Source organism: Streptomyces sp. NPDC008001, assembly GCF_042958085.1.
In the GTDB taxonomy this organism is placed as follows: Bacteria; Actinomycetota; Actinomycetes; order Streptomycetales; family Streptomycetaceae; genus Streptomyces.
Genome location: NZ_JBIBIZ010000004.1, coordinates 260,653 through 284,384, shown reverse-complemented (window position 1 = coordinate 284,384; position 23,732 = coordinate 260,653). Strand labels below are relative to the sequence as shown.

Genomic DNA, 23,732 nt, shown 5'->3' with positions numbered 1-23,732 from the left:
ACGACGGTGCCCCGGACACCCCTGCCGGGGTGTCCGGGGCACCGTATGCGGGGCGCGGCGGAATCGGGCGGCGCCCGACGGCATCAGGCCGCTGCCGTCTCCTTCTCGGCCTCGGCCGCCTCGGCGGCTTCCGGCCCGGCCTTCTTGCGGCCCGGCAGCAGCACGGCGACCAGCACCGTCCCCACGCCCAGGACGATCGCGCCGACGACGCTCGTGTGGGCGACGGCGTCCGCGAAGGACTTGTGCACGGCCTCGACCACGGTCTGGGCCTGCTGCGCGCCCAGGGCGGCGGCCTTCTCCGGCCCCACCTTCGGCGCGGCGCCGGCCGCGACCTGCTTGCCGACCTCCTTGGCGACGGCCAGGCCCGCGCCGACCGAGTCCTGCGCGGCGGTGAGCGCCTTCTCCGGCAGCTTCGGGCCGCCGGCCCGGGCGGCCTCGGCCGCGGCGTCGCCGAGGTTGGACGAGTAGGTCTTGGCGAGCACGGTGCCGAGGATGGCGATGCCCAGCGAGCCGCCCATCTCGATGGAGGTGCTGTTGACGGCGCCGCCGACGCCCAGCTGGTCCTCCGGGAAGGAGCCCATGATGGCGTTGGTGCAGGGCGACAGGGACAGGCCGATGGCCAGGCCCAGGATGATCAGCGGCAGGACGAAGTCGTCGTACGTGGACGCCTCGTCGATCCGGGCCAGCAGCGCGATGGCGACCGTGCCGACGGTCATGCCGCACGCCACGGTGACCTTCATGCCCACCCTGGGGGTGAGGAACGCGGTCAGCGCGCCGCCCACGAACACCGCACCGGCCAGCGGCAGCATCCGCATGCCGGTGTCCAGCGGCGAGTAGCCGAGGACGAACTGCAGGTGCTGGGTGAGGTAGTAGAAGGCGCCGAAGACGGCGAGGAAGAACAGCGCGACGGCCAGGGTCGAGCCGGCGAACGCGCGCTCGGTGAAGCGGCGGACGTCCAGGACGGGCTGCGGGTGGCGCAGCTCCCAGAGGACGAAGAGGACCAGGCCGACGCCCGCGATGACGGCGGCCGCGACGGCCTTCGCCCCCCAGCCGAAGTGCGGGCCCTCGATGATCATGTAGATGAGGGAGCCGACCCAGACGACGGACAGCAGGCCGCCGACGTAGTCGATCTTCGCCGCCTTCCCGCCGGGCCGCGCGGCCTTCGACGGCGGGACGAGCGCCAGCGCGCCGATGATGCCCAGGGCGGCGATCGGCACGTTGATGAGGAAGGTGGAGGCCCAGCCGTGGTCCTCCAGCAGCGCACCGGCCACGAGCGGGCCGACGGCGATGGCGAGGCCGGCGGTGGCCGTCCAGATCGTGATGGCCTTGGCGCGCTCCTCGCGCGGGAACGTCGCGGCGAGCAGCGACAGCGTGGCCGGCATGATCATGGCGGCGCCGACGCCCATGGCGGCGCGCGACGCGATGACACCGGCCGGACTGCCGGCCAGCGAGCCGGCGACGGAGGCCGCGCCGAAGACGAACAGGCCGAGGACGAGCGCGCCCCGGCGGCTGTACTTGTCGCCGACCGCGCCGAGGATCAGCATCAGCGCGGCGTAGGGGACGGTGTAACCGTCGATGACCCACTGCAGGTCGGAGCTGCCCAGGCCGAGGTCGTTGACCATGTCGGGCGCCGCGACCGTCAGGGACGTGTTGGCCATGACGATGATCAGCAGGCTGATGCAGAGCACGCCCAGCGCAGCCCAGCGCCTCTTGTACGGACCGTCCATCTCGTCGACCGGTGTCGACATCGCGAGGCCCATCGGCCACTCCTTCCAGACACTTGCACAGGGTTGTGCAATTACACAGCACTGTGCAAATTACGGGACGGGGCGGCCGCGTGCAAAATGAGGGGCGGGATGTCGGCCACAAGAGGCCGCGCCCCGGGCTCGCCCACGCCTTTCACTCCTTTCACGCCTTTCCAGCCCTTCCTCCTGCCCCGATCGACCGAGAAGAGACCTCAATGGCCGGCAGAGCGGACGCCAATCGCCGCCGCATCATGGACATCGCGCTCGCCGAGCTGCTGCGCGACGCGGACGCGAGCATGGACCAGATCGCGCGCGCCGCGGGCGTCGTCCGCCGCACCGTCTACGGCCACTTCCCGAGCCGCGACGCCCTGATGAGCGCCCTCGTCGACGACGCCGCGAACGCGGTCGAGATCGCCCAGGCGGAGGCCCTGCGCGACGTCGGCGACCCCGCCAAGGCCCTCGCCCGCTCCATGCTCGCCGCCTGGGAGATCGCCGACGGCTACCGGCTCCTGATCTCCCTCGCCCAGCGCAGCGTCACCGTCGAGGGCATCCACCGCCGCCTGGAGCCGGTCCGGCGCGAGTGCGCGGCGATGCTGCAACGCGGCCTGGACGAGGGCCGCTTCGTCTCGCCCCTCCCGGCGATCGCCCTCGCCTACGTCAGGGAACAGGTGCTCTTCGGCCTGATGCAGGCGGTCAACGACGGCGTCCTGGACCCGGCCGAAGCCGGCCGCTCGGCCGCCGTCACCGCGCTCACCGCGGCAGGAGTCACCGCGGTGGAAGCTGAGGAGCTGGTGGCCGGCCTGACAGCAGCGCCATAGAGCGGGGCGGGGCTACGAACGGCTCCGGCGGCTCCCCGCCGCTGCGATCGCCGTCGCCGTCCCGGCCTGAACCGGGGCTGCTCGGGCTGGGATCGCGGCGGATGATGGGGCCCCTGCTACGGCTCGGGCTGATGCTGACGCTCGGGCTCCTGCTGACGCTCGGGCTCCTACTGATGCTCGGGCTCCTACTGACACTGGCGCTGGGGCTCTTGCTGACGCTGGGGCTCTTGCTGACGCTCGGGCTCTTGCTGCCGCCAGGGATGATCACGACGCTGCGGCTGGAGCCCGGACCGGGCCGCGAGCTCGTCACCTCGCTGGGGCCGGTGATGGGGCCGGGGCCGTTGCTGCTGCCGGGAGCCGGGCTGAAGCTCACCCGAGGGCCGCTCGCCCCGCCCGAAGGGCCGTCCGGGGACCGGCTGCCGCCGGCCACGGGCCCCGAGAAGCCGGGCTGCGGCCCCGGGGGCGGATCGCTGCCGCCGGCTCCGGCGACCGCCGCCCGCACCGCGGCGACCACCGCGACGAGCGCCACCAGCCCGGCGAGCCAGAGCAGCCCGCGCCGGAGCAGAGGGTGCCGGGCCGGGCCGCCGCCGTCGCCCCGGTCCGGCCCGGAGGCCGCCACGTAGGCGAGGTTCGCCCTGGTCACTTCCGCCCCGGCGGTGTCGCCCAGGGCCGTCCGCAACTGCAGCGCGTGACGCAGCCGGGCGGCGGCGTCCTCGGGCCGGTCCTCGACGTAGGCCACGGTGGCCAGCTGGTGGGAGAACAGCGCCTCCGACGCCCGGTCCCCGATCCGCCGGGCCGCGTCCTCGCCCTGCTCCAGCACCTCTTTCCACTGCTGCCAGCGGCGTCCGGCGAACAACGCGGCTTCGGCGATCTTCGCCAGCCGGACCACGGCCCGCCATTCCGCCCGCTCGGCGGCGAATCCGAGCAGCCCGACGATGCCCTCGACGCCTTCGAGCGCGCCCTTGAGCCCGTGCACGTCCCCGTCGAGGGCGCTGTCCAGCCAGTCGGCGAGCCCGTTGACGGTCGCACTCAGCGAAACCGCGTCGAGCAGCAGGTCCCGGAGGCCGTTCTCCAGGCAGACCGGCAGCCCGAAGCGGTCCTCCTGCGGCCGCTCGACGAGCCCCCGCTCGTGCAGGGAGATCAGGCTCTGCACCGCGTAGGTGATGTCACCGGCCGCCGCCACCCAGTTCCCCGGCACCAGGGCCCCGGCCACGAGCGCCAGGACCGCGATCGCCGTGCGCTCCGGCCCCGACAGCCGTCCCGCACTCATCCGGTCCAGCTCGCGCACGCCCCGCGCGGCGCGCTCCGCCACCGCGTCGGCCGGGTATCCGGCCCGCACCAGCGCCGCGGCCTGCTTGACCGACAGCGGCCGACCCCGCACGGCCTCCAGCAGCCGCCGTACGGCGGGCAGTTCGGCGTCCCGCACGGGGCGGCCGAGCGACTGCACGAACAGCTCGAACGCCGCGGCTTGCGGCAGCCCCGTCAGCGGCCGTGACGCCGCCGCACCGCCGCCCAGCACCGGCTGCTCCCCGGCCACGAGCAGGACGCAGCCGGGCAGGTCGTCCGCCAGCTGACGCGGAATCCGCGAACCGGGCGGCACCTCGTCCAGCACGATCAGCGGCAGGGCGTGCCGGACGAGCCGGCGGCACACCTGGCCGGAATGCTTCACCGGTTCCGCGTCCGCGGACACGTACAACTCGTCCACGAGCATCTGGAGAACGTCCTCCAGCGGATTCCGGCCCACGCGCACGAACGCGCTGCGCCTGCCGCCCGAGGCGACGTTCCGGAGCAGGCTGCTCTTCCCGAACCCGCACGGCCCGTGGAATTCCACGGACCGCCCGTCCAGGAGCTCCCGCCAGGCGGTGGCCAGCACCTCCTCCCGGCCGAGCAGAACGGGTGCCGGGGCGGCCCACCGGTGCCGCGGACCGGGGTCGCGCAGAAGCAGCTCCGAACGCCGGAGCCGGGTGCCGCTGCGGGAAGTGAGAGTGATGCGGGAACTGCCGTAGAGAACGCTGTACACATATCCCCCTGGGCACGAAGGACGCGCCGTCGAACAGCAGCGTCTGCCTCGCACGAACCCGCGTCCAGCACCGGCACGCCCCATGCACCCGCGCGCCCCCCTGAATGCACTGCGCGCCCTCGAGGAGCGCGGTCTCGTACAACCGGCGTACCGCGCGGTGGGCGTCTCCGGCGCGCTGAAGGGGAAGCCTGTCCGGCGGGGCGTACGGAGGGCGGCGTAGACGACCGGGTAGCGCTGCGCAGGCCCCCCTCCGGTAAAATGTAGGGGCCTTCAATGGCCCAGTATTTCCCTGAATGTCATGGCTGCACACGGCGAGCGGAGATCAGGAGAAGCCCCCGGGCGGGCTCCGCCGCGGGAGCGGGTGCCGCGGTCGTCGAGCCGCCCGGACGGGCTGCTGACCTGTGCCGGGGACGACGGGTCGGCCCGGTGGCGCGACGGCGAGCGGCTTGAGCACCTCTTCGAGGAGCAGTGCGACCGGCTGCGGGCGCAGGGGCGGGAAGGCCGCCTCGCGGTGGACGCCGGCGAGGTCACGCTGACCTATGCGCAGCTGGACGAGAGGGCGAACCAGCTCGCCCGTTTCCTGCTGGCGCCGGGCACGCGGCCCGGCGACCGGATCGGGCTGCTGCTCGACGACGCGGTGGACGCCTACGTGGCGATGCTGGCCGTGCTGAAGGCGCACGCCGTGTACGTCCCGCTCGACGCCGGATTCCCGGCGGACCGGCTGTCGTACATCGTCTCCGACGCCTCCGTGCGGACGGTGCTGTCGCTCTCCCGCCTCGGCGACCGGGCGGCCCCCCTCGCCGACGGTGCCGGGCTCCTGTATCTGGACCGGGTGCGGGCGGAGGTGGCGGCGCAGCCCCGCCGGCGTCCCGGCCCCCTCCCCACCGGGCGGCCGGACGGCGGCGACCTCTGCTACGTCATCTACACCTCGGGCTCCACCGGCCGTCCCAAGGGCGTGGCCATCGGGCACCCGGCCATCTGCAACTTCGTGCGCGTGGCGGCGGAGGTCTACGGCATCACCGCCGAGGACCGGGTGTACCAGGGGATGACCCTCGCCTTCGACTTCTCCGTCGAGGAGACGTGGGTGCCCTGGGCGGCCGGTGCGACGCTGGTGCCCCGGCCGGCCGGGCCCGCCCTGGTCGGGGCGGAGCTGGACGCCTTCCTGCGGGACCGGAAGGTCACCGCGCTGTGCTGCGTCCCCACGTTGCTCGCCACGCTGGACGAGGAACGGTCGGAGCTGCGGTTCCTGCTGGTCTCCGGGGAGTCGTGCCCGCAGGACCTCATCAGCCGCTGGCACCGGCCCGGCCGGCGGTTCCTCAACGTCTACGGGCCGACCGAGGCGACCGTCACCGCGACCTGGACGCTGCTGGATCCGGACCGCCCGGTGACGATCGGCGTCCCGCTGCCGACGTACGCGGTGGCGCTGCTCGACCCCGGGGCGGACACCGTGCTGCCACCGGGTGCGACGGGCGAGATCGCCATCGCCGGCATGGGGCTCGCCGGCGGCTACCTCAACCGGCCGGACCTGACCGAACGCGCCTTCGTCCCGGACTTCCTCGGCGTTCCCGGCAACCCGTCCGGCAGGATCTACCGCACCGGGGACCTGGGAAGGATCACCCCGGACGGCGAGATCGAGCACCACGGCCGCATCGATACCCAGGTCAAGATCCGCGGTTACCGCGTCGAACTCGCCGAGATCGAATCCGTGCTGCTCCGCGTCCCCGGCATCGCCCAGGCCGTGGTCACCCGGCACGAGCCCGCCCCGGACGCCGTGGAGCTGTGCGCGTTCTACACCACCCGCGAAGGCGCCGCCGTCGACCCCGATCACGTCGTCGCACAGCTGCGGGAGCAGCTGCCCGGCTACATGGTCCCCGCCTATCTCGAACCCGTCGCGTCGATACCGGTGCTGCCCAGCGGCAAGGCCGACCGCGCCCGGCTGCCCGCGCCGAGCGGGCCGCGCCGGCTCGTCGCGCAGCGCGACCACGCGGCCCCGGCGACCGCCACCGAACGGGCGCTGGCCGAGCGGCTGGCCGCCGTCCTGCAGGTCGAACGGGTCTCCGTGGACAGCCACTTCTTCACCGACCTCGGCGCGAACTCCCTGCTCATGGCGCACTTCAACGCGGCCGTCCGCGAACTCCCGGGCCTGCCCGGCGTGTCGATGAAGGACGTCTATCTGCATCCCACCGTGCGCGACCTCGCCGCGGCCCTGGACCGGAAAGCACCGGCAGGACCGGCAGCACCGGGCCGCGTACCGGCACAGCGCCCCCCGCCGGCGCCGGTGGCGAGCGCTCCCCGGTACGCCCTGTGCGGGGCGATGCAGGTCCTGGCCTTCCTCGTGTACCTGTGCCTCGGCTCGGTGGTGCTGAACGCCGGGACCGCCTGGGTGCTGCAGGGCGGCGGGTGGGCCGCCGTCTACGGGCGCGCGGTCGCCTTCACCGCCGCCGCGCTGGCCGCGATGGCCCTGGTGCCGGTCGCCGCGAAGTGGGTCCTCGTCGGCCGCTGGACGGAGCGGCGCATCCCCCTGTGGAGCATGGCCTACTTCCGCTTCTGGTGCGTGAAGACCCTGGTCACCACCAACCCGCTGGCCCGGCTGGCCGTCGGCACGCCGCTGTACGCGCTGTACCTGCGGGCGCTGGGGGCCAAGGTCGGGCCCCGTGCCCTGATCCTCACCCGCCAGGTGCCGGTGTGCACCGATCTGCTCACCATCGGCGCGGGCAGCGTCATCCGCAAGGACACCTACCTCAACGGCTACCGCGCCCAGGACGGGGCGGTCGAGACCGGCGCCATCACCGTCGGCGACGGCGCCTTCGTCGGCGAGCACAGCGTCCTCGACATCGGCGTGCGGATCGGCGACGCCGCCGAGCTCGGCCACGCCTCCTCGCTGCACTCCGGCCAGTCCGTACCGGCCGGGCAGTGCTGGCACGGCTCGCCGGCCGTACGGGCGCCGGCCGGCTGCCGGTACCTCACGGTCCCGCCGGCGCGCTGCGGCAAGGTGCGCCGCACCTGCCACAGCGTCCTCCGGCTGCTGACCGTGGTGGCCACCACGGGGGCTGCCGACACGGCCGTCGCCGCGCTGCTGGTGTCCCGGCCCTCCCTGCTGGACCGTGTGATCCCCGGTGCGGCCGGCCCGGACACCTGGGAGTACTACGCGGACGGCCTGCAGATCTCCGCGGCGGCGGTGCTCGGCCTCGCCGTCCTCGGGCCGGTCCTGGTCACGGCCCTGTCGCGGCTGCTGTGCCGCCTCGTCAGGCAGGACGCGGTGCACCCGCTGTACGGGATGCAGTTCACGCTGCAGCGCGCCACCGCCCGGCTCACCAACATCGCCTTCTTCAACGCCCTGTTCGGCGACAGCTCCGCGGTCGTGCACTACCTGCGCGCCGTCGGCTACCGGCTGAATCCGCTCGTGCAGACCGGCTCCAACTTCGGCATGACCGTCAAGCACGAGGTCCCCGCCCTCAGCCGCATCGGCACCGGCACCATGGTCTCGGACGGGCTGTCCCTGATGAACGCCGAGTTCTCCAGCAGCTCCTTCCGTGCCGTGCCCACCGTGATCGGCCGGCGCAACTTCCTGGGCAACGGCATCGTCTACCCCGCCGGCGGCAGGACCGGGGACGACTGCCTGCTGGCGACCAAGGCCATGATCCCGGTCAGCGGCCCGCTCAGGGAAGGCACCGGCCTGCTCGGCTCGCCGCCCTTCGAGATCCCGCGCTCGGTCGAACGCGACGACCGCTTCGGCCGCCTGGACGCGGGGCCCGAGCGGCGGCGCCGGCTCGCGGCCAAGAACCGCCACAACGCCGTCACGGTCGTGCTGTTCCTGACCGTCCGCTGCCTGTACGTGTGCGGGCTGGTGCTGATCGCCATGCTTCCGCTGGGGGGCGGCACCACGTGGCGCTGGCTGGAGACGGCCTTCTCCCTCCTGGCCGGGCTCGTCTTCACCGTCGCCTGGTTCGCGCTGGCCGAACGGGCCGTGGTGGGCCGGCACGGGCTGCAGCCCCGCCTCTGCTCCATCTACGAGAACACGTTCTGGAGACACGAGCGGTACTGGAAGGTGCCGTCCTCGGTCTACCCCGCCGTCTTCAACGGCACCCCGCTCAAGCCGGTCGTCTGGCGGCTCCTCGGCGTCCGCATGGGCCGCCGGGTCTTCGACGACGGCTGCGACATCATCGAGCGCACCCTCACCCGGATCGGCGACCACTGCGTCCTCAACGCGGCCAGCACCCTCCAGGCCCACTCCCTGGAGGACGGCGTCTTCAAGTCCCGCCCCGTCACGATCGGCAACGACTGCACCCTCGGCACCGGCGCGTTCGTCCACTACGGCGTGGTCATCGACGACGGCGCACGCATCGACGCCGACTCCTTCCTGATGAAGGGCGAACACGTCCCGGCCGGCAGCCGCTGGCGAGGAAACCCCGCGGCCGGACTGCCGGCCGGCGACGACGCCTGAGCTCCCGCTACGCCCGCCCGCCCCACACGACGGCCTGGGCGACGATGACGCGTTCCCCGTCGAACGTCACCGAAGGCCCCGCATGGAGCCGGTATCCCAGGGCCAGCGCCTCGCTCACGCGGTGGCAGAAGGCTGCGTCGTCGGGGCCGGTCAGGACGCGGTAGACGGGCAGGCCGTCGGGCGGTGCGGTCATGCGGCGAGCATGCCACGCCCACGCAAGGGGGCTCCGGGACGCGGGGGCCCGGGCTGGTGGGAGGGGTTCGCGCGTCAGGAGTGCGCCGACGCCCGGGCCCGGCCCGCTCAGGCCGGCACGCCCGCCGGCTGCTTCGGCGGCTCCGGCAAGGAGTCGTCCCCGTGTCCCCCGTCCGCCGCGAGCGTCGTCTCGTCGAACGGCATCCGCCCGGCCAGCACCTCGGTCACCCGCTCCTTGTCGATCTCCTTAGTCCACGTGCCGACGAGGACGGTGGCGACCGCGTTGCCCGCGAAGTTGGTGAGGGCGCGGGCCTCGCTCATGAAGCGGTCGATGCCGACGATCAGGCCGACGCCGTCGACGAGTTCGGGGCGGTGGGACTGGAGGCCGCCGGCGAGGGTGGCGAGGCCCGCGCCGGTGACGCCCGCCGCGCCCTTGGACGCCACGATCATGAACAGGAGCAGGGAGATCTGCTGGCCGAGGGCGAGCGGCTCGCCCATCGCCTCCGCGATGAACAGCGACGACATCGTGAGGTAGATGGCCGTGCCGTCGAGGTTGAAGGAGTAGCCCGTGGGCACGGTGATGCCGACGACGGGCTTGCTGACGCCCAGGTGCTCCATCTTGGCGATCAGGCGCGGCAGGGCCGACTCCGACGAGGACGTCGAGAGGATCAGCAGGAACTCCCGGCCGAGGTACTTGAGCAGCGCGAAGACGTTCACCCCCGCCACCAGCCGCAGCAGCGCGCCCAGCACCACGATCACGAAGAGCAGGCAGGTCACGTAGAAGCCGATCATGATGACGGCGAGGGCCTTCAGCGCGTCGGTGCCGGTGGCGCCGACGACCGCCGCCATCGCGCCGAAGGCGCCGACCGGAGCCACCCACATGATCATGGCGAGGATGCGGAAGACGAGCTTCTGGACGTGGCCGATGCCGCGCAGCACGGGCTCGCCCGCCGTGCCCATCGCCTGCAGCGCGAAGCCCGCGAGCAGGGCGACCAGCAGGGTCTGGAGGACCTGGCCGCCGGTGAAGGCGGAGACCATGGTGGTCGGGATGATGCCGAGCAGGAAGCCGGTCGTCGACTCGCTCCCGCCCTTCGCCTGCGCCGCTCCCGCGTGGCGCACCGCGTCCGTCAGGTGGAGCCCGCTGCCGGGCTCCAGGACGTTGCCGACCGCGAGGCCGATGGCCAGCGCGACGGTCGACATCACCAGGAAGTAGCCGAGCGCCAGGCCGCCGACCGCGCCGACCTTGGCGGCCTTCCGCACGGAGCCGATGCCCAGCACGATCGTGCAGAAGATGACCGGCGAGATCATCATCTTGATCAGATTCACGAAGCCGGTGCCGAGCGGCTTGAGCTCCACGGCGACGCCCGGCGCCGCGAGGCCGACCACGATGCCGGCGACGACGGCCGCGATCACGGCGAGGTAGAGGTAGTGGGTCCGGTCGGGCCGCCGGGGCGCCGGCCCGGCGGGTGGTGCTGCCGGTGGTGCTGCCTGTGCCGTCACGGGTGTCTCCTCGGTGTTCGCGGGTGGGGCGCGGATGGGTCAGCGGCTGGGTCCGCGGCTGGGGGTCCCGCACTCCGCCGTCCTGCCGAGTGGGGCTCCGGCGACTATGCACGGCTCTGTGACCGTGGTCACCCTTATGTGCATTACGTTCACGGGCGCGGCCCGGTGCACACTGTCCGCCATGCGCAGACCCCGCATCCGCCGCCCCCGCAGCCTGGCCGGCCAGCTCTTCGCGATGCAGATCGTGCTGGTCACCGTCGTGGTGGCCGGCTGCGCGGCCTTCGCGTACGTCGCGGACCGCGGCCAGGCCGGGGAGGCCGCGCGCCGCGAGGTGACCGCGGCGGCGGTCGCCGTGGCCGCGTCCGCGTCCGTCCGGGAGGCGGTGCACTCGCCCGACCCGGCCGCCGGCCTCCAGCCGTACGCCGAGCGCGTCCGCCGCGACACCGGCGTCGACTTCGTGACGATCATGAACCCGGACGGCATCCGCTGGACCCACCCCGACCCCGCCCGCATCGGCGAGCGCTTCCTCGGCCACACCGGGCCCGCCCTGCGCGGCGAGACGTTCTCCGAGACGTACACCGGCACGCTCGGCCCGTCGGTCCGCGTGGTCGTCCCCGTCATGGAGGGCGGCAGGGCCGTCGCCCTCGTCAGCGCGGGCATCACGGTCGACGCGATCAGCGCCGAGATACGCCGGCAGCTGCTCGCCCTGCTGGGCGTCGCCCTGGGCGCGCTCGCCCTCGGCGGCGCGGGAACGTATCTCCTCAACGCCCGGCTGCGCCGCCACACCCACGGCATGAACGCCACCGAACTGAGCCGGATGCACGACTACCACGAGGCGACGCTCCATGCCGTCCGCGAGGGGCTGCTGATGCTCGACGGGCAGCACCGTATCGCCCTCATCAACGACGGCGGGCGCGAACTCCTCGGCCTCACGGGCGAAGTGATCGGCCGCCGCGTCGACGCCCTCGGCCTGCCGCCCGCCCTCACCGACGCCCTGCTGGCCGAGGAGCCGCGCGTCGACGAGGTGCACGCGACCGCCGACCGCATCGTCGTCCTCAACACCTCGCCCGTCTCCGGCGGCGAGCGCCACGGCACCGTCGTGACCCTGCGCGACCACACCGAACTCCAGGCGCTCTCCGGCGAGCTGGACTCCGTGCGCGGCTTCGCCGAGGCGCTGCGCTCGCAGGCGCACGAGGCGGCGAACCGGCTGCACGCCGTGGTCTCCCTGATCGAGCTGGGGCGCGCGGACGAGGCCGTCGAGTTCGTCACCGCCGAGCTCGAACTCGCCCAGGCCCTCACCGACGAGGTGGTCGGCGCCGTCGCGGAGCCCGTCCTCGCGGCCCTGCTCCTCGGCAAGGCCGCCCAGGCCAACGAGCGCGGCGTCGAGCTCGTCCTCGACCCCGGCACGCACGTGGACGACGGCCTGCTGCCGCCCCGCCTGCCGGCCCGCGACCTGGTCACCATCCTCGGCAACCTCGTCGACAACGCCGTGGACGCCGCCGCCGAGGAGGCCAACCGCAGCGCGGCCGAGGTCCGGCACGCGCGGGTCACCGTCACCCTGCGCACGGAGGCCGGGCCGGGCGCGGGCGGCAGCGGCGGCGAGCTGCTGCTGCGCGTCGGGGACACCGGGGCGGGCGTCGCGCCCGAGCTCATGGAGGAGGTGTTCCGGCGCGGCTGGTCGACCAAGTCGCCCGGCACCGCGCCCCACGGCCGCGGGCTCGGCCTCGCCCTCGTGCGGCAGGCGGTGCGCCGCAACGGCGGTACGGTCTCCGTCACCGGCTCGCCGGGCGGCGGCGCGGAGTTCACCGTACGGCTGCCCCTGCACGCCGCCCGCCCCACGGAAGTGCCGTCCACCCCCGTCGTCCGGACCGGAGCGCCCTCATGAGCAGACCCGCCGCCGCCCCGCGGCCCATCCGCGTCCTCGTCGTCGAGGACGACGTCGTCGCCGCCGACGCGCACGCCCTCTACGTCGGCCGCGTGCCCGGCTTCACGGTGGCCGGGATCGCGCACTCCCTGGGCGACGCCTCGCACTTCCTCAAGCGCACGCCCGTCGACCTGCTGCTGCTCGACCTCTTCCTCCCCGACGGGCACGGCCTGCAGCTGCTGCGCTCCCTGCGCACGGCCGGGCACACCGCCGACGTCATCGCCGTGACCTCCGCCCGCGACCTGACGGTCGTGCGCGAGGGGGTCTCGCTCGGCGTCGTGCAGTACGTCCTGAAGCCGTTCACGTTCGCCACCCTGCGGGACCGCCTCACGCGTTACGCCGAGTTCCGCTCGGTGGCGGGTGAGGCCAGCGGGCAGGAGGAGGTGGACCGGGCGTTCGCCGCCCTGCGCGCCCCGCAGCCGGCGGCGCTCCCCAAGGGGCTGAGCCAGGCCACCCTGCAGTCGATCACCGAGGCCCTGCGGGGCGCCGGGGAGGGCGGCCTGTCCTCGGGCTCGGCGGCCACGGCCGTGGGCATCTCCCGGATCACCGCCCGCCGTTACCTCGAACACCTGGTGACGACGGGGCGTGCGGCCCGGACGCCCCGCTACGGCCAGATCGGCCGCCCGGAGCTGCGCTACCACTGGCAGAGCGGGCGCTGACGCCACGCGTGCGGCACGGCCGCAGCGGGAACGTACGTCCCAGGAAGGCGCAGCCCGCCGAGGCGCAGCCCCAGGCGCCGAGGCCCCGCCCCCAGGAGGTCGCCCGTGCGCCCCACCGCCCCCGTACGCCGCAGCACTTCCGTACGCCGCGCCGCTCCCGCCCTGCTCGGCGTCGCGGCGCTCGCCGCGGCCTCCCTGACCGCGTGCGGCAGCGGATCCGGTGGCGATCCGGACACCGTGAAGATCGCCTACCAGCGCACCACCGACAACAAGAACCGGCTCATGGACGACTACCTGGCCGGGATCAAGAGACAGTTCGAGCGCGCGCACGAGGGCAAGAAGCTGGAGCTGGTGCCCGTCCAGGCCGCCCAGGCGGACTACTACGCCAAGCTGCAGCAGATGATGCGGTCGCCGAAGACCGCGCCGGACATCGTCCGCGAGGACACCTTCCTCATCAACTCCGACATCAAGGCGGGCTATCTGCGGCCGCTGGACGACAAGCTGGCGGGCTGGAAGGACTGGGCGCACTTCGCGCCGGCCGCGAAGGCCGCGGCGAAGGGCGAGGACGGCAAAACGTACGGGGTGCCGGACGGCACGGAGACCCGGGGGCTGTGGTTCAACAAGGAGGTCTTCGCCCGCGCCGGGCTGCCCGCCGACTGGCATCCGCGCACGTGGAACGACGTGCTGGACGCCGCCCGCAAGGTGAAGGAGAAGGTCCCCGGCGTCACTCCGCTCAACGTCTACACCGGCAAGGCGCCGGGCGAGGCCGCCACCATGCAGGGCTTCGAGATGCTGCTGTACGGCACGGGGAAGGACCCGCTGTACGACCCGGCGGCGGGCACGTGGGTGACGTCGAGCCGCGGCTTCCGCGATGCGCTCGGGTTCGTGCGGACCGTGTTCGCGGAGAAGCTCGGCCCGGATCCTTCGGACGCCCTCGACCCCAATGTCGACAACCGCGTCGCCACGGACTGGCTGCCGTCCGGGCGGCTCGCGATCGACCTCGACGGCTCGTGGCTCGGCAAGTACTGGCAGCCGGGCGGCTCCAGGCCCTGGCCACGGTGGACCTCGGTCATGGGCCGGGCGCCCTTCCCCACGCAGAACGGGGCGGAGCCGGGGAAGGTCAGCCTGTCCGGCGGCTGGACGTGGTCGGTGAGCGCCAAGTCCGGCAAGGCGGACCTGGCGTGGCAGGTGATCGAGACACTGCAGACGCCGGAGAACGCCACCGAGTGGACGGTGCGCGACGCCCAGATCGCCGTACGGGACGACGTGGCGGCCTCGCGCAAGTACTTGACGTCGATGCCGGGCGTCGACTTCTTCACCGCACTGGTCGCATTCACCCACTACCGGCCGGCGCTGCCGGTCTACCCGCAGGTCTCCAGCGCCATCAGGGACGCGATGGAGGCGGTGACGACGGGCGACGCGTCGGTGACGGACGCCGCGAAGCGGTACGACGAGGAGCTGAAGTCGGTGGCCGGCGGGGCGGGAGTGACGGCACGGGAACGGGCCCGGTGACGGTGACCGGGGCCGGGACCGGCAGCGTGACCGGGGCCCGCGCGGGGAGGCGCCGAGGGAGCCGCACGGGGGCGGGGGCCGCCCGGAGGGCCCTGCGCTGGCTGCCCCTCGCGCCCGCGACCGTCCTCCTGCTGCTGTTCCTCGCCGGGCCGGTCGCCTACTGCGTGGCCGTCGCCTTCACCGACACCCGGCTGACCGGCCAGGCGTCCGCGTCCTTCGTCGGCCTCGCCAACTTCCGCCGGGCCTTCGCCGACGACGGCTTCCGCAACGCCGTGGTGCTGACGCTCGTCTTCACCGTGCTGTCCTCGATCGCCGGCCAGAACAGCCTCGGCCTGGCCCTCGCGGGTCTCATGCGGCGCGCCTCCCGGCCCGTGCGCACGCTCACGGGCTCGGTCGTGATCGCCGCGTGGGTGCTGCCCGAGATCGTGGCCGGGTTCCTGCTCTACACGTTCTTCCACCGGCGCGGGACGCTGAACGCCGTCCTGGAGTGGCTCCATCTGCCCGCGCAGAACTGGCTGTTCACGCTGCCCGTCCTGGCGGTCTCGTTCGCGAACGTGTGGCGCGGCACGGCCTTCTCGATGCTCGTCTACTCCGCCGCGCTCGCCGGCATCCCGCGGGAGGTCACCGAGGCGGCGGAGGTGGACGGCGCGAGCGGGCCGCGCCGCCTGTGGCACGTCACCCTGCCCATGATCCGCCGCTCGATCGCCACCAACCTCATGCTCAACACCTTGCAGACCCTGTCGGTGTTCGGGCTGATCTGGGCGATGACCCGGGGCGGCCCGGGCAACCGGAGCCAGACGCTCCCGGTGTACATGTACGACCAGGCGTTCGAGAAGTCGCTGATCGGCTACGGGACGGCGGTGGCGCTGCTTCTGCTGCTGGTGGGAGCGCTGTTCTCCGTGGTGTACCTGCGGCTGATGCGGGAGGAGGTGTGAGAGCGGGGCCTCCTCCCGCACGCCGTGGCCCGTCCTCAGCCGAGCTTCTTCACCTGGGCGTCGATGGCCGCCTTCGGCAGCTCGGCCTGGCCGGTGAGGCTCAGGGAGTAGAAGACCGCGATCGTGCTGCCCTTGCGGACGGCGGCCAGGTGGGTGGTGTTGGTGCTGTCGCCGTCCACCGCCATGTCGAGGTCGAAGGCGACCGCCTCGTCGCCGGCGCTGTACTCGGCGGGCGTGATCTTCTTGAACTGCGTCTTGTCGCTGCCGGCGCCCATGGTGAAGCCGCCGGCGCAGTCCGCGCCCGCCTTCTTGAGCGCGGCGAGCGCCTCGGTGGCGCCCTGCCCGGTGTACGAGCCCAGGGTGTCGGCCGTGATCGTGGTGCCGAAGCCCTTGAGGGCGGCCTTCGTCCGGTCCTCGGCCGGGGCGTCCGTGCCCACGGCCGGGCCCTTGGGCAGCGCCATGAGCTTGCGGCTGGCGGTCTCCGCGGGCGTACCGGTGCCGCGCAGGGCCATCGCGTCGACGAGCGGCTTGCACTCGGCCTTGTCGCCGGCGAGGGTCTTGCCGGCGGCGAGGTCCGCCGCGGGGAACTCGCTGATCCTGTAGCCCGGGACGTCGCCCTGGGCCAGCAGGCGCTTGCCCAGGTCCCCCTTCGCCCCGCCCGGCGCGGCGGACTGCGCCGGAGCGCTCGGCGAAGCCGCGCCCTCGGGCTGGTCCTTCGCGTCGGACTTCCCGGAGCTGTCCGAGCCGCCGCAGGCGCTCATGAGCAGCGCCAGCGACGCCGCGCAGGCGGCGAGGGCGGTACGGCGGACGGTGGTACGGCGCATGAAAAGGGTCCTCACTGGTTCGAAGAAGAACTACTTATAGTCATGCACCGGTAAAAAGAGCAATATTTTTCGCCGCACATCCGATCACAATCCGGCCCGGAGGTGCCATGCGCCCGCTCCTCGCCCGCCGCACCCGTCACCGGCTGGCCGCCGACGCCGCGCTGCTCGCCGTGGTCGCGGCGTTCTCCGTACCGCTCGTCTGGCTGCTCCTCGCGTCCGCCGACGCGGAGGCCGGGCTCGCCGTACGGGTGCCGGAGCGGCCGACCGCGGAGAACTTCTCCGCCGTCCTCACGGACGACATCACCTTCACGCCCATGCTCAACAGCCTGCTGCTCTGCGGGGCCGTGACCGCCGTGACGATCGTGTGCGCGGCGCTCGCCGCGTACCCGCTGTCCCGGTACCGGTCCCGGCTGACCCGGCCGTATCTGCTGGGGGTGCTGTTCACGACCTGCCTGCCGGTCACGGCGATCATGGTGCCGGTGTACGGCCTGTTCGTCCGGGTCGACCTCATCGACACCGTGTACGGCACGGCGCTCTTCATGGCCGCCGCACAACTCCCCTTCGCCGTCTGGCTGATGAAGAACTTCATGGACGACGTGCCGGTGGCGCTGGAGGAAGCCGCCTGGACGGACGGGGCGAGCCGGACGCAGGCGCTGGTGCGGGTGGTCCTGCCGCTGACGGGCCCGGGCGTGGGGGTCGTCGCGATCTACTGCTTCGCCCTGTCCTGGGGCAACTTCTTCGTGCCGTTCATGCTGCTGCTCTCCCCCGACCGGCTCCCGGCGTCCGTCAGCATCTTCACATTCTTCGGCAACTTCGGGCAGGTGGCGTACGGGCAGCTCGCGGCGTTCTCGATCCTCTACTCGACGCCGGTGGTCCTGCTCTACGCCTTGATCTCCCGCCGCCTCGGCGGTGGCTTCGCCCTCGGCGGCGCGGTCAAGGGCTGACCGCCGGATTCCCTTTCCGCGGCGCCCGTTACCCCGCCCCTCCGCCGGGAGTTGTGCACTGAAAACGTCTTGGCCAGTCGGCAGGGAGGTACCGGTGCTGACGGAAGCGCTGGAAGGTCTGGCAGCCGCGGGCGGCTCCGCGGTGGTGGGGGCGGCGGCGACCGACGCCTGGCACACGGCACGGGCGGGCGTCGCACGCCTGCTCGGCCGCGGGGACCGGAGCCAGGAGCAGTACGCGATCGAGCGGCTCGACCGGACCGCCACCGAGATCGGGCAGGCCGCCGGCGGCGCCCGGGAGCAGCTGCGCGACAAGCTGCAGGGCCGCTGGACCGGTCAGCTGGAGATCCTCCTCGAAGAGCACCCCGAGGCCGCGCACGAGCTCCGCGAGCTGATCGAGCGCGTACGGGCGGAGCTGCCGCCGGCACAGCAGTCGTGGGTGCAGCACAACACCGCCCAGGCGGGCGCGGTCCAGTACATCACCCAGGGCGGCGACATCAACGTCGGCCGCGGCCGGGCCGGTGCCTGAGGCCGGGATGAGCGACAAGCCCCCGGGCACACAGCACAACACCACGCACGACAGCGGGATTCAGTACATCACCAGCGGCGGTGACATCAACGTCTATCCGCCCGGCGGACCGGCGGAGGCCGCCGGCGGACGGCGGGAGAAGGGGCGACGGGCAAAACGGCCGGTCCTCCTCGCGACCGCCGCAGCCGTGGCGGCTGCCGCCACGGCGATCACCCTGGCTCTGCTGCCGTCCTCCCCGGACCGGACGAGCGCAGTCGGAGACTCCACGCGTGCCGCCGCCGGAGCGCCCGCGCATTCCGCGCCCCCGGCAGCCCCGGCGTCCCCCTCGGCGTCGGCAGCCGGCCGAGCCTCCTCCGCGCCGGACGCGGGCCGGGGACGGCCTGACTCCGGGGCCGCACCGAGCACGGTCCCGGGCCCCGGCCAGGCCCTGAAGGAGGATGCGGCGCCCGGAAGCCGCCCGGACGATACGCCACCCGCAGCCGTACGCCGGGAATCGCCGAGTGACCCCTACCCCGACGGCACGGTGTGCGCCGTCGGGGACCGCTGGACGCCGGTCCCAGGAATGACGGGCGTCGACTTCCAGCCCTGCACCTACGCGAAGAGCTTCTCCGGCAGCGCACTGTTCGGCGTCACCGTACGCAACACGAGCAACCGGCAGGCGGCCGTCGCCGTGTGGGTCGAGTACTGGATGACCAGCCAACGCTACGACTGCTCGTCGCCGTTCCCTCAGGACCACGTCGTGATCGCCCCCGGGGCGACGTGGTCCAGCCAGCTGCGGAACTGCATCCGCTCAGGCCTCAAGGGAGAGGCACACCGCGTCCAGGCCTCTGCAGGGGTGTCGGAGGAGGGCGGGAATCCACGGTATTCCCGGCTCACGCCTTCACGCGGGGTCGACGTCTACGCGGACGGCAGGGCGGTCCCCGTCGCCTATCCCAGCTGAAGCCGACCGTATTAGTCCCTGGTTGCGCCATCCGCTCCCGGCGTCCGTCAGCATCTTCACGTTCTTCGGCAACTTCGGGCAGGTGGCGTACGGGCAGCTCGCGGCGTTCTCGACCCTGCATCCGACGCCGGTGGTCCTGATGTACGCCCTGATCACCGCCACCTCGGCGGCGGCTTCGCCCTCGGCGCGGCCGTCAAGGGCTGACCGCCGGTGCGTGCGCATGCCCGGAGTGCATAGCATGTACATGACGCGCATGGGTGCGGTCAAGAGGAGAACTCGCCATACCCGGGCCGCTGTTCCCCCGGTCGGGTATTTCTGTGAGAAGGAAGAATAAATGCATCGCCGCTCGAAGATCCTCTACGGGATGTTGGCCACCGCACTGGGAATTGCGCTCACCGCCTGCGGTGGCAATGAAGGCGGCGGGGAAGGTGGTAAGGAATCACCCGCTTCCCAGGGGAGCGCGGCGAAGGGCGAGAGCGGCAAGGAGAGTCCGGCCGTGAAGGTGGAGTGGACCCCCGCGTTGACGATGGGCCAGCCGGCTCCGGGGCTGTACGAGCCCGGAGTTTCCGGTGGCGGAAAGTTCCAGGTAGCGGCCACGAAGGTCGTCAAGGGAACCCAGAAGCAGCTGAAGGAAGGCCACTACATCGAGGCCGATCGAACGCTGGAGGGCGGCACTCCGTACTTCGTGTATGTGACGTACACGCTGAAGGAAGGGAAGCCGAGCGTAGTCAATTCCGACCTCAATTCCGGTGCCGTGATCCTCGACGAGAACGGCGAAAAGGCGGCGGAGCGGCCCGTCGTCCACTCAGGCTATGGCGAGGGTGGCTGCCCGGTGGGCCAGGTCTACATGGGCTGGGACATCGGCGAGAGCCGCACCCAGTGCTCGATCTACATCGCGAAAACCGGGTCGAAGCAGCCTGCCCGACTCGCCTGGAGCGCGACCGCGACGACCGCCGACGAGTTCAAGAAGGGCGCGTCTTGGGCGTGGGTCACCCAGTGACAAGGTCAAGCACCATCACGTCATGGAGCACGGCCCCTTCCCAAGGGCGCGCCTCGCCGGCCTTCCGGTACCCCCACGCGCGGTATGCGGCCTGGGCCGCCGTGGCATCACGATGGACGTTGAGGAGCACGCGTTCCGCCCGGTGCCTTCGATGACGGCGTCGTGCAGTCGCCGCGCGACGCCCAGCCCGCGCCAAGGCGCACGTACGGCAAGCTCCATCAGCCCGAAGGTCCGGCGGCCGTCCTCGCGGCGCGTCTCCTCCGGGACCGGCGCGAGCAGCTGATCCCACCAACGTGTCCGCGCGCTGAGCGGATAGCCGAAGGCGATGCCCACGGGGTCCCCGGATTCGGTACGCGCGAGGGCGCCTCGGAAGGCGGGCTTGCGCGTCTGCGCGCGGAAGCGGCGGAAGGCGGCCGCGACGTCATCCCCGGCCTCGTTGTACGGCGGCTCGGCGAACGCCGACGCCTACACGAGTCGGAATGCGTCCTCGGCCCGCGCTGCTGCCGCCCCGTCCAGGGGCTCGATCGCGACGATGCCTTGCCCGCGGGCCGCCTGCGTCAAGGCCGGAAACGGTCGTCGCATACGGCGGTGACGAACGACGCCCACGCTCTCGGCCCGAAGGCCAGCACCGGGCCGCTAGGTATCTTCGAGTCCCGCACGGGGATGATTCTGTGGGCGGCGGCGAGGGCGGGGGCCCATTCGACGCAGTTGCCGCCGTCACCGTTGCTGTGGCTGGACTTCAGCCATTCGGCTCGGGCGAGATTGAGGGGAGCGCTCATGAGGGTGCCTCCATTGCGGCTCGGATGAAGGCCGCCGACTTGCTTGGCGACAAGGCATAGGCCCTCAGCAGATCGTAGGACCGGCGGCGAGCGCTGACAGCCTCCGGATCTTCGATCAGCGAGCCGGTGGCGATGCTCTCTACATAGGCAACGTTCGTGTCGTCGTCCAGTGTCATCAGCGTCAGGGCACCGCCCATCAGGGCATGTTCCCCGTGTTCGAATGGCAGAACCTGAACAGTCGTGGTCGCGGTGTCCACGAGCTCGACCAAGCTGGCCAGTTGGGCCAGCATGACGGCCGATCCTCCGACCGTCCGTCGGATCACTGCCTCGTCCAGGATCATGGAGAGATCCGGCGGTGCCTCTGCCGTCAGCAGCGCTTGACGGCTCAACCGGGCCGAAACCATCTCCTCGATCGCGTCGGGCGAAGCCTTCGGATTGCTGACGCGGAAGAGGGCGCGTGCGTAGCCCTCTGTCTGGACCAGGCCCGGCACCACATGGCCGGCGAACTCGTCGATCACTCTCGCCCGCGCCTCCAGTTCCATCCGCCTGCGGTACTTCTCCGGATGGACCTCATGCCGCGCAATCGCATACAGCCGCGCGAAGTGCTCCCCCGTGCCGAATACCTCGTCCAGTCTCCCCGGCAGGTCCGGCGGCGGTACGTGTTCGGCCGTCTCGATGCGGGCCAGGTGGCTGCGGCTGTAGCAGACGACCTCGGCGAGCTTCTCCAGCGTCATGCCCGCCGCCTCCCGCCGGTGCCTGAGGTCGGCACCGAAGAGGTGTCGGGCGGACCGGTCCGGTGTCAGCTTCCTCGGTGGTCGCGCCATCCCGGCAACTCCTTTTCTCAGGCACCCGGTTGGGAATTGAACCTCTGGCCGAGCGTACGTACGGCCCGCGACGCTGGACCTGCAGACAACGAGCACCCCCCACCAAGGGGTGAATGTGACGGAGGCAAGTCCCATGAGCGGACCGCAGCAGCTAGAGCACGGCATCGCGCCGGACGGAACCGTGGAAGCCGTCGGCGAGGATGACCCGGTGGTGCCTGAGGTGTGCGCACCTGCGGTTGCGGTTCTACGGCGCCGTGCGCCTGGGGCGGTTCACCGAGGCCCACGCGCTGAACGCCGAGTTCGCCCGGCATCAGCAGGTGGTGCACTCGTGACCGCGCTGTCCCCGGAGAGGGCCGCGCGCGACGTGGCCGCGGCGACGCGGATGGCGGCCGGTCGCCTCGTGCTCCACCGGTGCGTTCACCCGGCGGGCTGGACCCGCTCGCTCGGAGTCGAACGGTGCCCCCTGTGCGGTACGGAGCGGCACCCGGCGTACGCCACGCTGAGGTTGCCGATGCCCGAGAGGGCGCCCGCCCCCGCATGGGGCTGCCCCCGTCTCGGGATGCCGGGGGCCCGGCCGTCGCCCGGCCCGTAGGGCCACCGGCGGCACGACAGCAACGTACGAGCGCAGGGGGGCGCCTCCTGCGCAACCCACCGAAGAAGGGAAACGGCATGACGATGGCGGAGAGCGGGAACCCGCAGGACGACAGCGACTCCGGCAACAAGCACGGCGGAGGCGGCTCCGACGAGGGCGGCAACACGAACGACGGGCGCAACCCGGCGGACGGCAGCTGAATGAGCGCCACGCACGGCAAGGACGAGGCGGGCCCCCAGGGGCTCGCCTCCGCGCTCATGGAGTCCGGCGCGCTGACGAGCGACTGGCTGCCCGCGTTCACCGCGGTCCCCCGTCACCTCTTCGTGCCGGACGTGATCTGGCCCGGCCGGGCGGGAATGAACCGGCAGAGCGACCGCGTCATCCGCGGCGAAGAGCCGGACGCCTGGTGGGAGGCCGTGCACCGTGACGCGCCGATCACCACGCAGTGGGACGACGGCGCGTACGACGGCCCCGGCAAGGGAAAGGTGCCGTCCAGTTCCAACTCCATGCCCACCATGGTCTTTTCGATGCTGAACGCACTCGGCGTCGAGGACGGCCACACGGTCCTGGAGATCGGCACCGGCACGGGCTGGAACGCGGCGCTGCTCTCCCACCGGCTGGGCGCGGGCAACGTCGTCACGGTGGAGGTGGATCCGGTGAGCGCGGAGGCCGCGCGGCAGCGCCTCCGTGCGGCCGGGCACCAGCCGTTGTGCGTCGTCGGCGACGGCGCGGAAGGGTACGCGGATGCCGCCCCGTACGACCGTGTCATCGCGACCTGCTCGGTCGGCCGCGTCCCCCGCGCGTGGCGTGCGCAGACGAAGCCGGGCGGCCTCATCGTCGCCCCGTGGGGCCCGGTCTACGGCGGTGAGGCCGTGGCGCGGCTCACGGTCGCCGGGGACGGCAGCGCTTCCGGCCGGTTCGCCGGCTCGTCGGCGTTCATGCGCCTCCGGGCGCAGCGCACGGCCAGGGTCCACGTCCGTGAGTACCTCAAGGGCGTGCCGTGGCCGGCGGACGCCGCCCGGAGCACCACGGCGCTGTCCCCCGAGGCCCTCGGGGAGTGGGTGGTCATGTTCGCCGTCGGTGTCCAGGTGCCGGGCGTGTTCCCGTGGATGGAGTCGTACGACGACGGCTCGTACACCCTGTGGCTGAGGGACACGGCGGTCACGTCGTGGGCGACGGCCGAGTACGAGGAGGGGCGGGAGGAGTTCGAGGTCCGGCAGTCGGGTCCCCGGAAGCTCTGGGAGGAGGTGGAGGCCGCCTACCGCTGGTGGGAGGCGCACGGCAGGCCCGGATTCGCGCGCTTCGGGCTCACCGTGGACGACGCCGGCGAGCGTGTGTGGCTCGACTCGCCGGACCGTCCCGTCCCACGGCGCACTACGCGCGCACAAGCGAAGACCCCGCCGTCCGTCCGCTGACGGCGGGGCGCCCCCGCGACGGGACCGGCCCTGGATGTCCCCCGTGAACCCAGGGCCGCACCCGCTCTTCCCCCCTAGGCCGGGCCTGTCCCGAAACAGCCGTGGGACCGGCCCCCGCCTTGACTGCGGACAAGGGCAA

At 72.6% G+C, this 23,732-nt stretch carries 21 protein-coding genes and 2 pseudogenes; 15 read left to right on the top strand and 8 right to left on the bottom strand.

Annotation, left to right across the window (positions count from 1 at the left end; translation table 11 throughout):
* Positions 1-83: 83 nt before the first annotated feature.
* A complete protein-coding gene (locus ACFZCD_RS12900; RefSeq protein ID WP_391829959.1) occupies positions 84-1,760 on the bottom strand; it encodes an MFS transporter in 1,677 nt (558 codons plus the stop codon).
* Positions 1,761-1,960: 200 nt separating this feature from the next.
* Between ACFZCD_RS12900 and ACFZCD_RS12895 the strand changes: the two genes are divergently transcribed.
* Positions 1,961-2,563 (top strand): TetR/AcrR family transcriptional regulator, encoded by a 603-nt coding sequence (locus ACFZCD_RS12895; RefSeq protein WP_391829957.1) that lies wholly within the window; start codon positions 1,961-1,963, stop codon positions 2,561-2,563.
* Here ACFZCD_RS12895 and ACFZCD_RS12890 read toward each other — a convergent pair.
* Complete coding sequence (locus ACFZCD_RS12890) at positions 2,511-4,583, bottom strand: hypothetical protein (protein ID WP_391829955.1); 2,073 nt, start codon at positions 4,581-4,583, stop codon at positions 2,511-2,513. The genes ACFZCD_RS12895 and ACFZCD_RS12890 overlap by 53 nt on opposite strands.
* 298 nt (positions 4,584-4,881) lie before the next feature.
* Here ACFZCD_RS12890 and ACFZCD_RS12885 point away from each other — a divergent pair, with 298 nt between their 5' ends.
* Entirely contained in the window at positions 4,882-9,027 is a 4,146-nt protein-coding gene (locus ACFZCD_RS12885; protein WP_391829953.1) for a Pls/PosA family non-ribosomal peptide synthetase, read from the top strand.
* Between the two features lie 7 nt (positions 9,028-9,034).
* Here the strand turns inward: ACFZCD_RS12885 and ACFZCD_RS12880 are convergent, their stop codons facing one another.
* On the bottom strand, positions 9,035-9,220 hold the full coding sequence (locus ACFZCD_RS12880) for a DUF1737 domain-containing protein (protein WP_391829951.1): 186 nt from the start codon (positions 9,218-9,220) through the stop codon (positions 9,035-9,037).
* A 107-nt stretch (positions 9,221-9,327) separates the two neighbouring features.
* Positions 9,328-10,719: a cation:dicarboxylate symporter family transporter gene (locus ACFZCD_RS12875; RefSeq protein ID WP_391829949.1), complete on the bottom strand. Its 1,392-nt coding sequence runs from the start codon at positions 10,717-10,719 to the stop codon at positions 9,328-9,330.
* Positions 10,720-10,900: 181 nt separating this feature from the next.
* On the opposite strand from ACFZCD_RS12875, the gene ACFZCD_RS12870 reads away from it, so the two are divergent.
* The 4 genes from ACFZCD_RS12870 (at position 10,901) to ACFZCD_RS12855 (ending at position 15,749) form a co-directional block, all read left to right on the top strand.
* Positions 10,901-12,604, top strand: a complete 1,704-nt coding sequence (locus ACFZCD_RS12870; RefSeq protein WP_391829947.1) for an ATP-binding protein — start codon at positions 10,901-10,903, stop codon at positions 12,602-12,604.
* Positions 12,601-13,302 (top strand): response regulator, encoded by a 702-nt coding sequence (locus ACFZCD_RS12865; protein ID WP_391829945.1) that lies wholly within the window; start codon positions 12,601-12,603, stop codon positions 13,300-13,302. The genes ACFZCD_RS12870 and ACFZCD_RS12865 overlap by 4 nt, the downstream gene beginning before the upstream one ends.
* A gap of 105 nt (positions 13,303-13,407) precedes the next feature.
* Positions 13,408-14,814 carry an extracellular solute-binding protein gene (locus ACFZCD_RS12860; RefSeq protein WP_391829943.1) on the top strand — a complete coding sequence of 469 codons (1,407 nt, stop codon included), beginning with the start codon at positions 13,408-13,410 and terminating at the stop codon, positions 14,812-14,814.
* A 26-nt stretch (positions 14,815-14,840) separates the two neighbouring features.
* The gene (locus ACFZCD_RS12855; protein ID WP_391830369.1) at positions 14,841-15,749 is read left to right on the top strand and encodes a carbohydrate ABC transporter permease; all 909 of its coding nucleotides are present in this window, start codon (positions 14,841-14,843) and stop codon (positions 15,747-15,749) included.
* A 35-nt stretch (positions 15,750-15,784) separates the two neighbouring features.
* Here the strand turns inward: ACFZCD_RS12855 and ACFZCD_RS12850 are convergent, their stop codons facing one another.
* Positions 15,785-16,573 carry a hypothetical protein gene (locus ACFZCD_RS12850; RefSeq protein ID WP_391829941.1) on the bottom strand — a complete coding sequence of 263 codons (789 nt, stop codon included), beginning with the start codon at positions 16,571-16,573 and terminating at the stop codon, positions 15,785-15,787.
* A gap of 107 nt (positions 16,574-16,680) precedes the next feature.
* Between ACFZCD_RS12850 and ACFZCD_RS12845 the strand changes: the two genes are divergently transcribed.
* The 5 genes and pseudogenes from ACFZCD_RS12845 (at position 16,681) to ACFZCD_RS12825 (ending at position 19,983) form a co-directional block, all read left to right on the top strand.
* The gene (locus ACFZCD_RS12845; RefSeq protein WP_391829939.1) at positions 16,681-17,517 is read left to right on the top strand and encodes a carbohydrate ABC transporter permease; all 837 of its coding nucleotides are present in this window, start codon (positions 16,681-16,683) and stop codon (positions 17,515-17,517) included.
* A 94-nt stretch (positions 17,518-17,611) separates the two neighbouring features.
* Entirely contained in the window at positions 17,612-18,043 is a 432-nt protein-coding gene (locus ACFZCD_RS12840) for a hypothetical protein (protein WP_391829937.1), read from the top strand.
* A gap of 7 nt (positions 18,044-18,050) precedes the next feature.
* Positions 18,051-18,983, top strand: a complete 933-nt coding sequence (locus ACFZCD_RS12835) for a hypothetical protein (RefSeq protein ID WP_391829935.1) — start codon at positions 18,051-18,053, stop codon at positions 18,981-18,983.
* A 34-nt stretch (positions 18,984-19,017) separates the two neighbouring features.
* A pseudogene (locus ACFZCD_RS12830) lies at positions 19,018-19,187 on the top strand (carbohydrate ABC transporter permease); the annotation flags it as partial.
* A gap of 130 nt (positions 19,188-19,317) precedes the next feature.
* Positions 19,318-19,983: a hypothetical protein gene (locus ACFZCD_RS12825; RefSeq protein WP_391829933.1), complete on the top strand. Its 666-nt coding sequence runs from the start codon at positions 19,318-19,320 to the stop codon at positions 19,981-19,983.
* Here the strand turns inward: ACFZCD_RS12825 and ACFZCD_RS12820 are convergent.
* The 3 genes and pseudogenes from ACFZCD_RS12820 to ACFZCD_RS12810 form a co-directional block, all read right to left on the bottom strand.
* A pseudogene (locus ACFZCD_RS12820) lies at positions 19,973-20,565 on the bottom strand (GNAT family N-acetyltransferase). The gene ACFZCD_RS12825 and the pseudogene ACFZCD_RS12820 overlap by 11 nt on opposite strands.
* The gene (locus ACFZCD_RS12815; RefSeq protein ID WP_391829931.1) at positions 20,541-20,762 is read right to left on the bottom strand and encodes a DUF397 domain-containing protein; all 222 of its coding nucleotides are present in this window, start codon (positions 20,760-20,762) and stop codon (positions 20,541-20,543) included. Before ACFZCD_RS12815 ends, ACFZCD_RS12820 begins: the two are co-directional and overlap by 25 nt.
* Positions 20,759-21,586 carry a Scr1 family TA system antitoxin-like transcriptional regulator gene (locus tag ACFZCD_RS12810; RefSeq protein ID WP_391829929.1) on the bottom strand — a complete coding sequence of 276 codons (828 nt, stop codon included), beginning with the start codon at positions 21,584-21,586 and terminating at the stop codon, positions 20,759-20,761. Before ACFZCD_RS12810 ends, ACFZCD_RS12815 begins: the two co-directional genes overlap by 4 nt.
* A 200-nt stretch (positions 21,587-21,786) precedes the next feature.
* Here ACFZCD_RS12810 and ACFZCD_RS12805 point away from each other — a divergent pair, with 200 nt between their 5' ends.
* The 4 genes from ACFZCD_RS12805 to ACFZCD_RS12790 all read left to right on the top strand — a co-directional run bounded on the left by ACFZCD_RS12805 (position 21,787) and on the right by ACFZCD_RS12790 (position 23,593).
* Complete coding sequence (locus ACFZCD_RS12805) at positions 21,787-21,918, top strand: hypothetical protein (RefSeq protein ID WP_391829927.1); 132 nt, start codon at positions 21,787-21,789, stop codon at positions 21,916-21,918.
* A 50-nt stretch (positions 21,919-21,968) separates the two neighbouring features.
* A complete protein-coding gene (locus tag ACFZCD_RS12800; protein WP_391830367.1) occupies positions 21,969-22,178 on the top strand; it encodes a DUF6255 family natural product biosynthesis protein in 210 nt (69 codons plus the stop codon).
* Between the two features lie 77 nt (positions 22,179-22,255).
* Positions 22,256-22,378 carry a hypothetical protein gene (locus ACFZCD_RS12795; protein WP_391829925.1) on the top strand — a complete coding sequence of 41 codons (123 nt, stop codon included), beginning with the start codon at positions 22,256-22,258 and terminating at the stop codon, positions 22,376-22,378.
* The gene (locus ACFZCD_RS12790; protein ID WP_391829923.1) at positions 22,379-23,593 is read left to right on the top strand and encodes a methyltransferase domain-containing protein; all 1,215 of its coding nucleotides are present in this window, start codon (positions 22,379-22,381) and stop codon (positions 23,591-23,593) included.
* Positions 23,594-23,732: the final 139 nt, after the last annotated feature.

Coding starts and splice junctions, on each gene's coding strand:
- ACFZCD_RS12900 (WP_391829959.1), bottom strand. CDS start 1,760: ATGGGCCTCGCGATGTCGACACCGGTCGACGAGATGGACGGTCCGTAC.
- ACFZCD_RS12895 (WP_391829957.1), top strand. CDS start 1,961: ATGGCCGGCAGAGCGGACGCCAATCGCCGCCGCATCATGGACATCGCG.
- ACFZCD_RS12885 (WP_391829953.1), top strand. CDS start 4,882: ATGGCTGCACACGGCGAGCGGAGATCAGGAGAAGCCCCCGGGCGGGCT.
- ACFZCD_RS12880 (WP_391829951.1), bottom strand. CDS start 9,220: ATGACCGCACCGCCCGACGGCCTGCCCGTCTACCGCGTCCTGACCGGC.
- ACFZCD_RS12870 (WP_391829947.1), top strand. CDS start 10,901: ATGCGCAGACCCCGCATCCGCCGCCCCCGCAGCCTGGCCGGCCAGCTC.
- ACFZCD_RS12865 (WP_391829945.1), top strand. CDS start 12,601: ATGAGCAGACCCGCCGCCGCCCCGCGGCCCATCCGCGTCCTCGTCGTC.
- ACFZCD_RS12850 (WP_391829941.1), bottom strand. CDS start 16,573: ATGCGCCGTACCACCGTCCGCCGTACCGCCCTCGCCGCCTGCGCGGCG.
- ACFZCD_RS12845 (WP_391829939.1), top strand. CDS start 16,681: ATGCGCCCGCTCCTCGCCCGCCGCACCCGTCACCGGCTGGCCGCCGAC.
- ACFZCD_RS12835 (WP_391829935.1), top strand. CDS start 18,051: ATGAGCGACAAGCCCCCGGGCACACAGCACAACACCACGCACGACAGC.
- ACFZCD_RS12825 (WP_391829933.1), top strand. CDS start 19,318: ATGCATCGCCGCTCGAAGATCCTCTACGGGATGTTGGCCACCGCACTG.
- ACFZCD_RS12815 (WP_391829931.1), bottom strand. CDS start 20,762: ATGAGCGCTCCCCTCAATCTCGCCCGAGCCGAATGGCTGAAGTCCAGC.
- ACFZCD_RS12810 (WP_391829929.1), bottom strand. CDS start 21,586: ATGGCGCGACCACCGAGGAAGCTGACACCGGACCGGTCCGCCCGACAC.
- ACFZCD_RS12805 (WP_391829927.1), top strand. CDS start 21,787: ATGACCCGGTGGTGCCTGAGGTGTGCGCACCTGCGGTTGCGGTTCTAC.
- ACFZCD_RS12800 (WP_391830367.1), top strand. CDS start 21,969: ATGGCGGCCGGTCGCCTCGTGCTCCACCGGTGCGTTCACCCGGCGGGC.
- ACFZCD_RS12795 (WP_391829925.1), top strand. CDS start 22,256: ATGACGATGGCGGAGAGCGGGAACCCGCAGGACGACAGCGACTCCGGC.
- ACFZCD_RS12790 (WP_391829923.1), top strand. CDS start 22,379: ATGAGCGCCACGCACGGCAAGGACGAGGCGGGCCCCCAGGGGCTCGCC.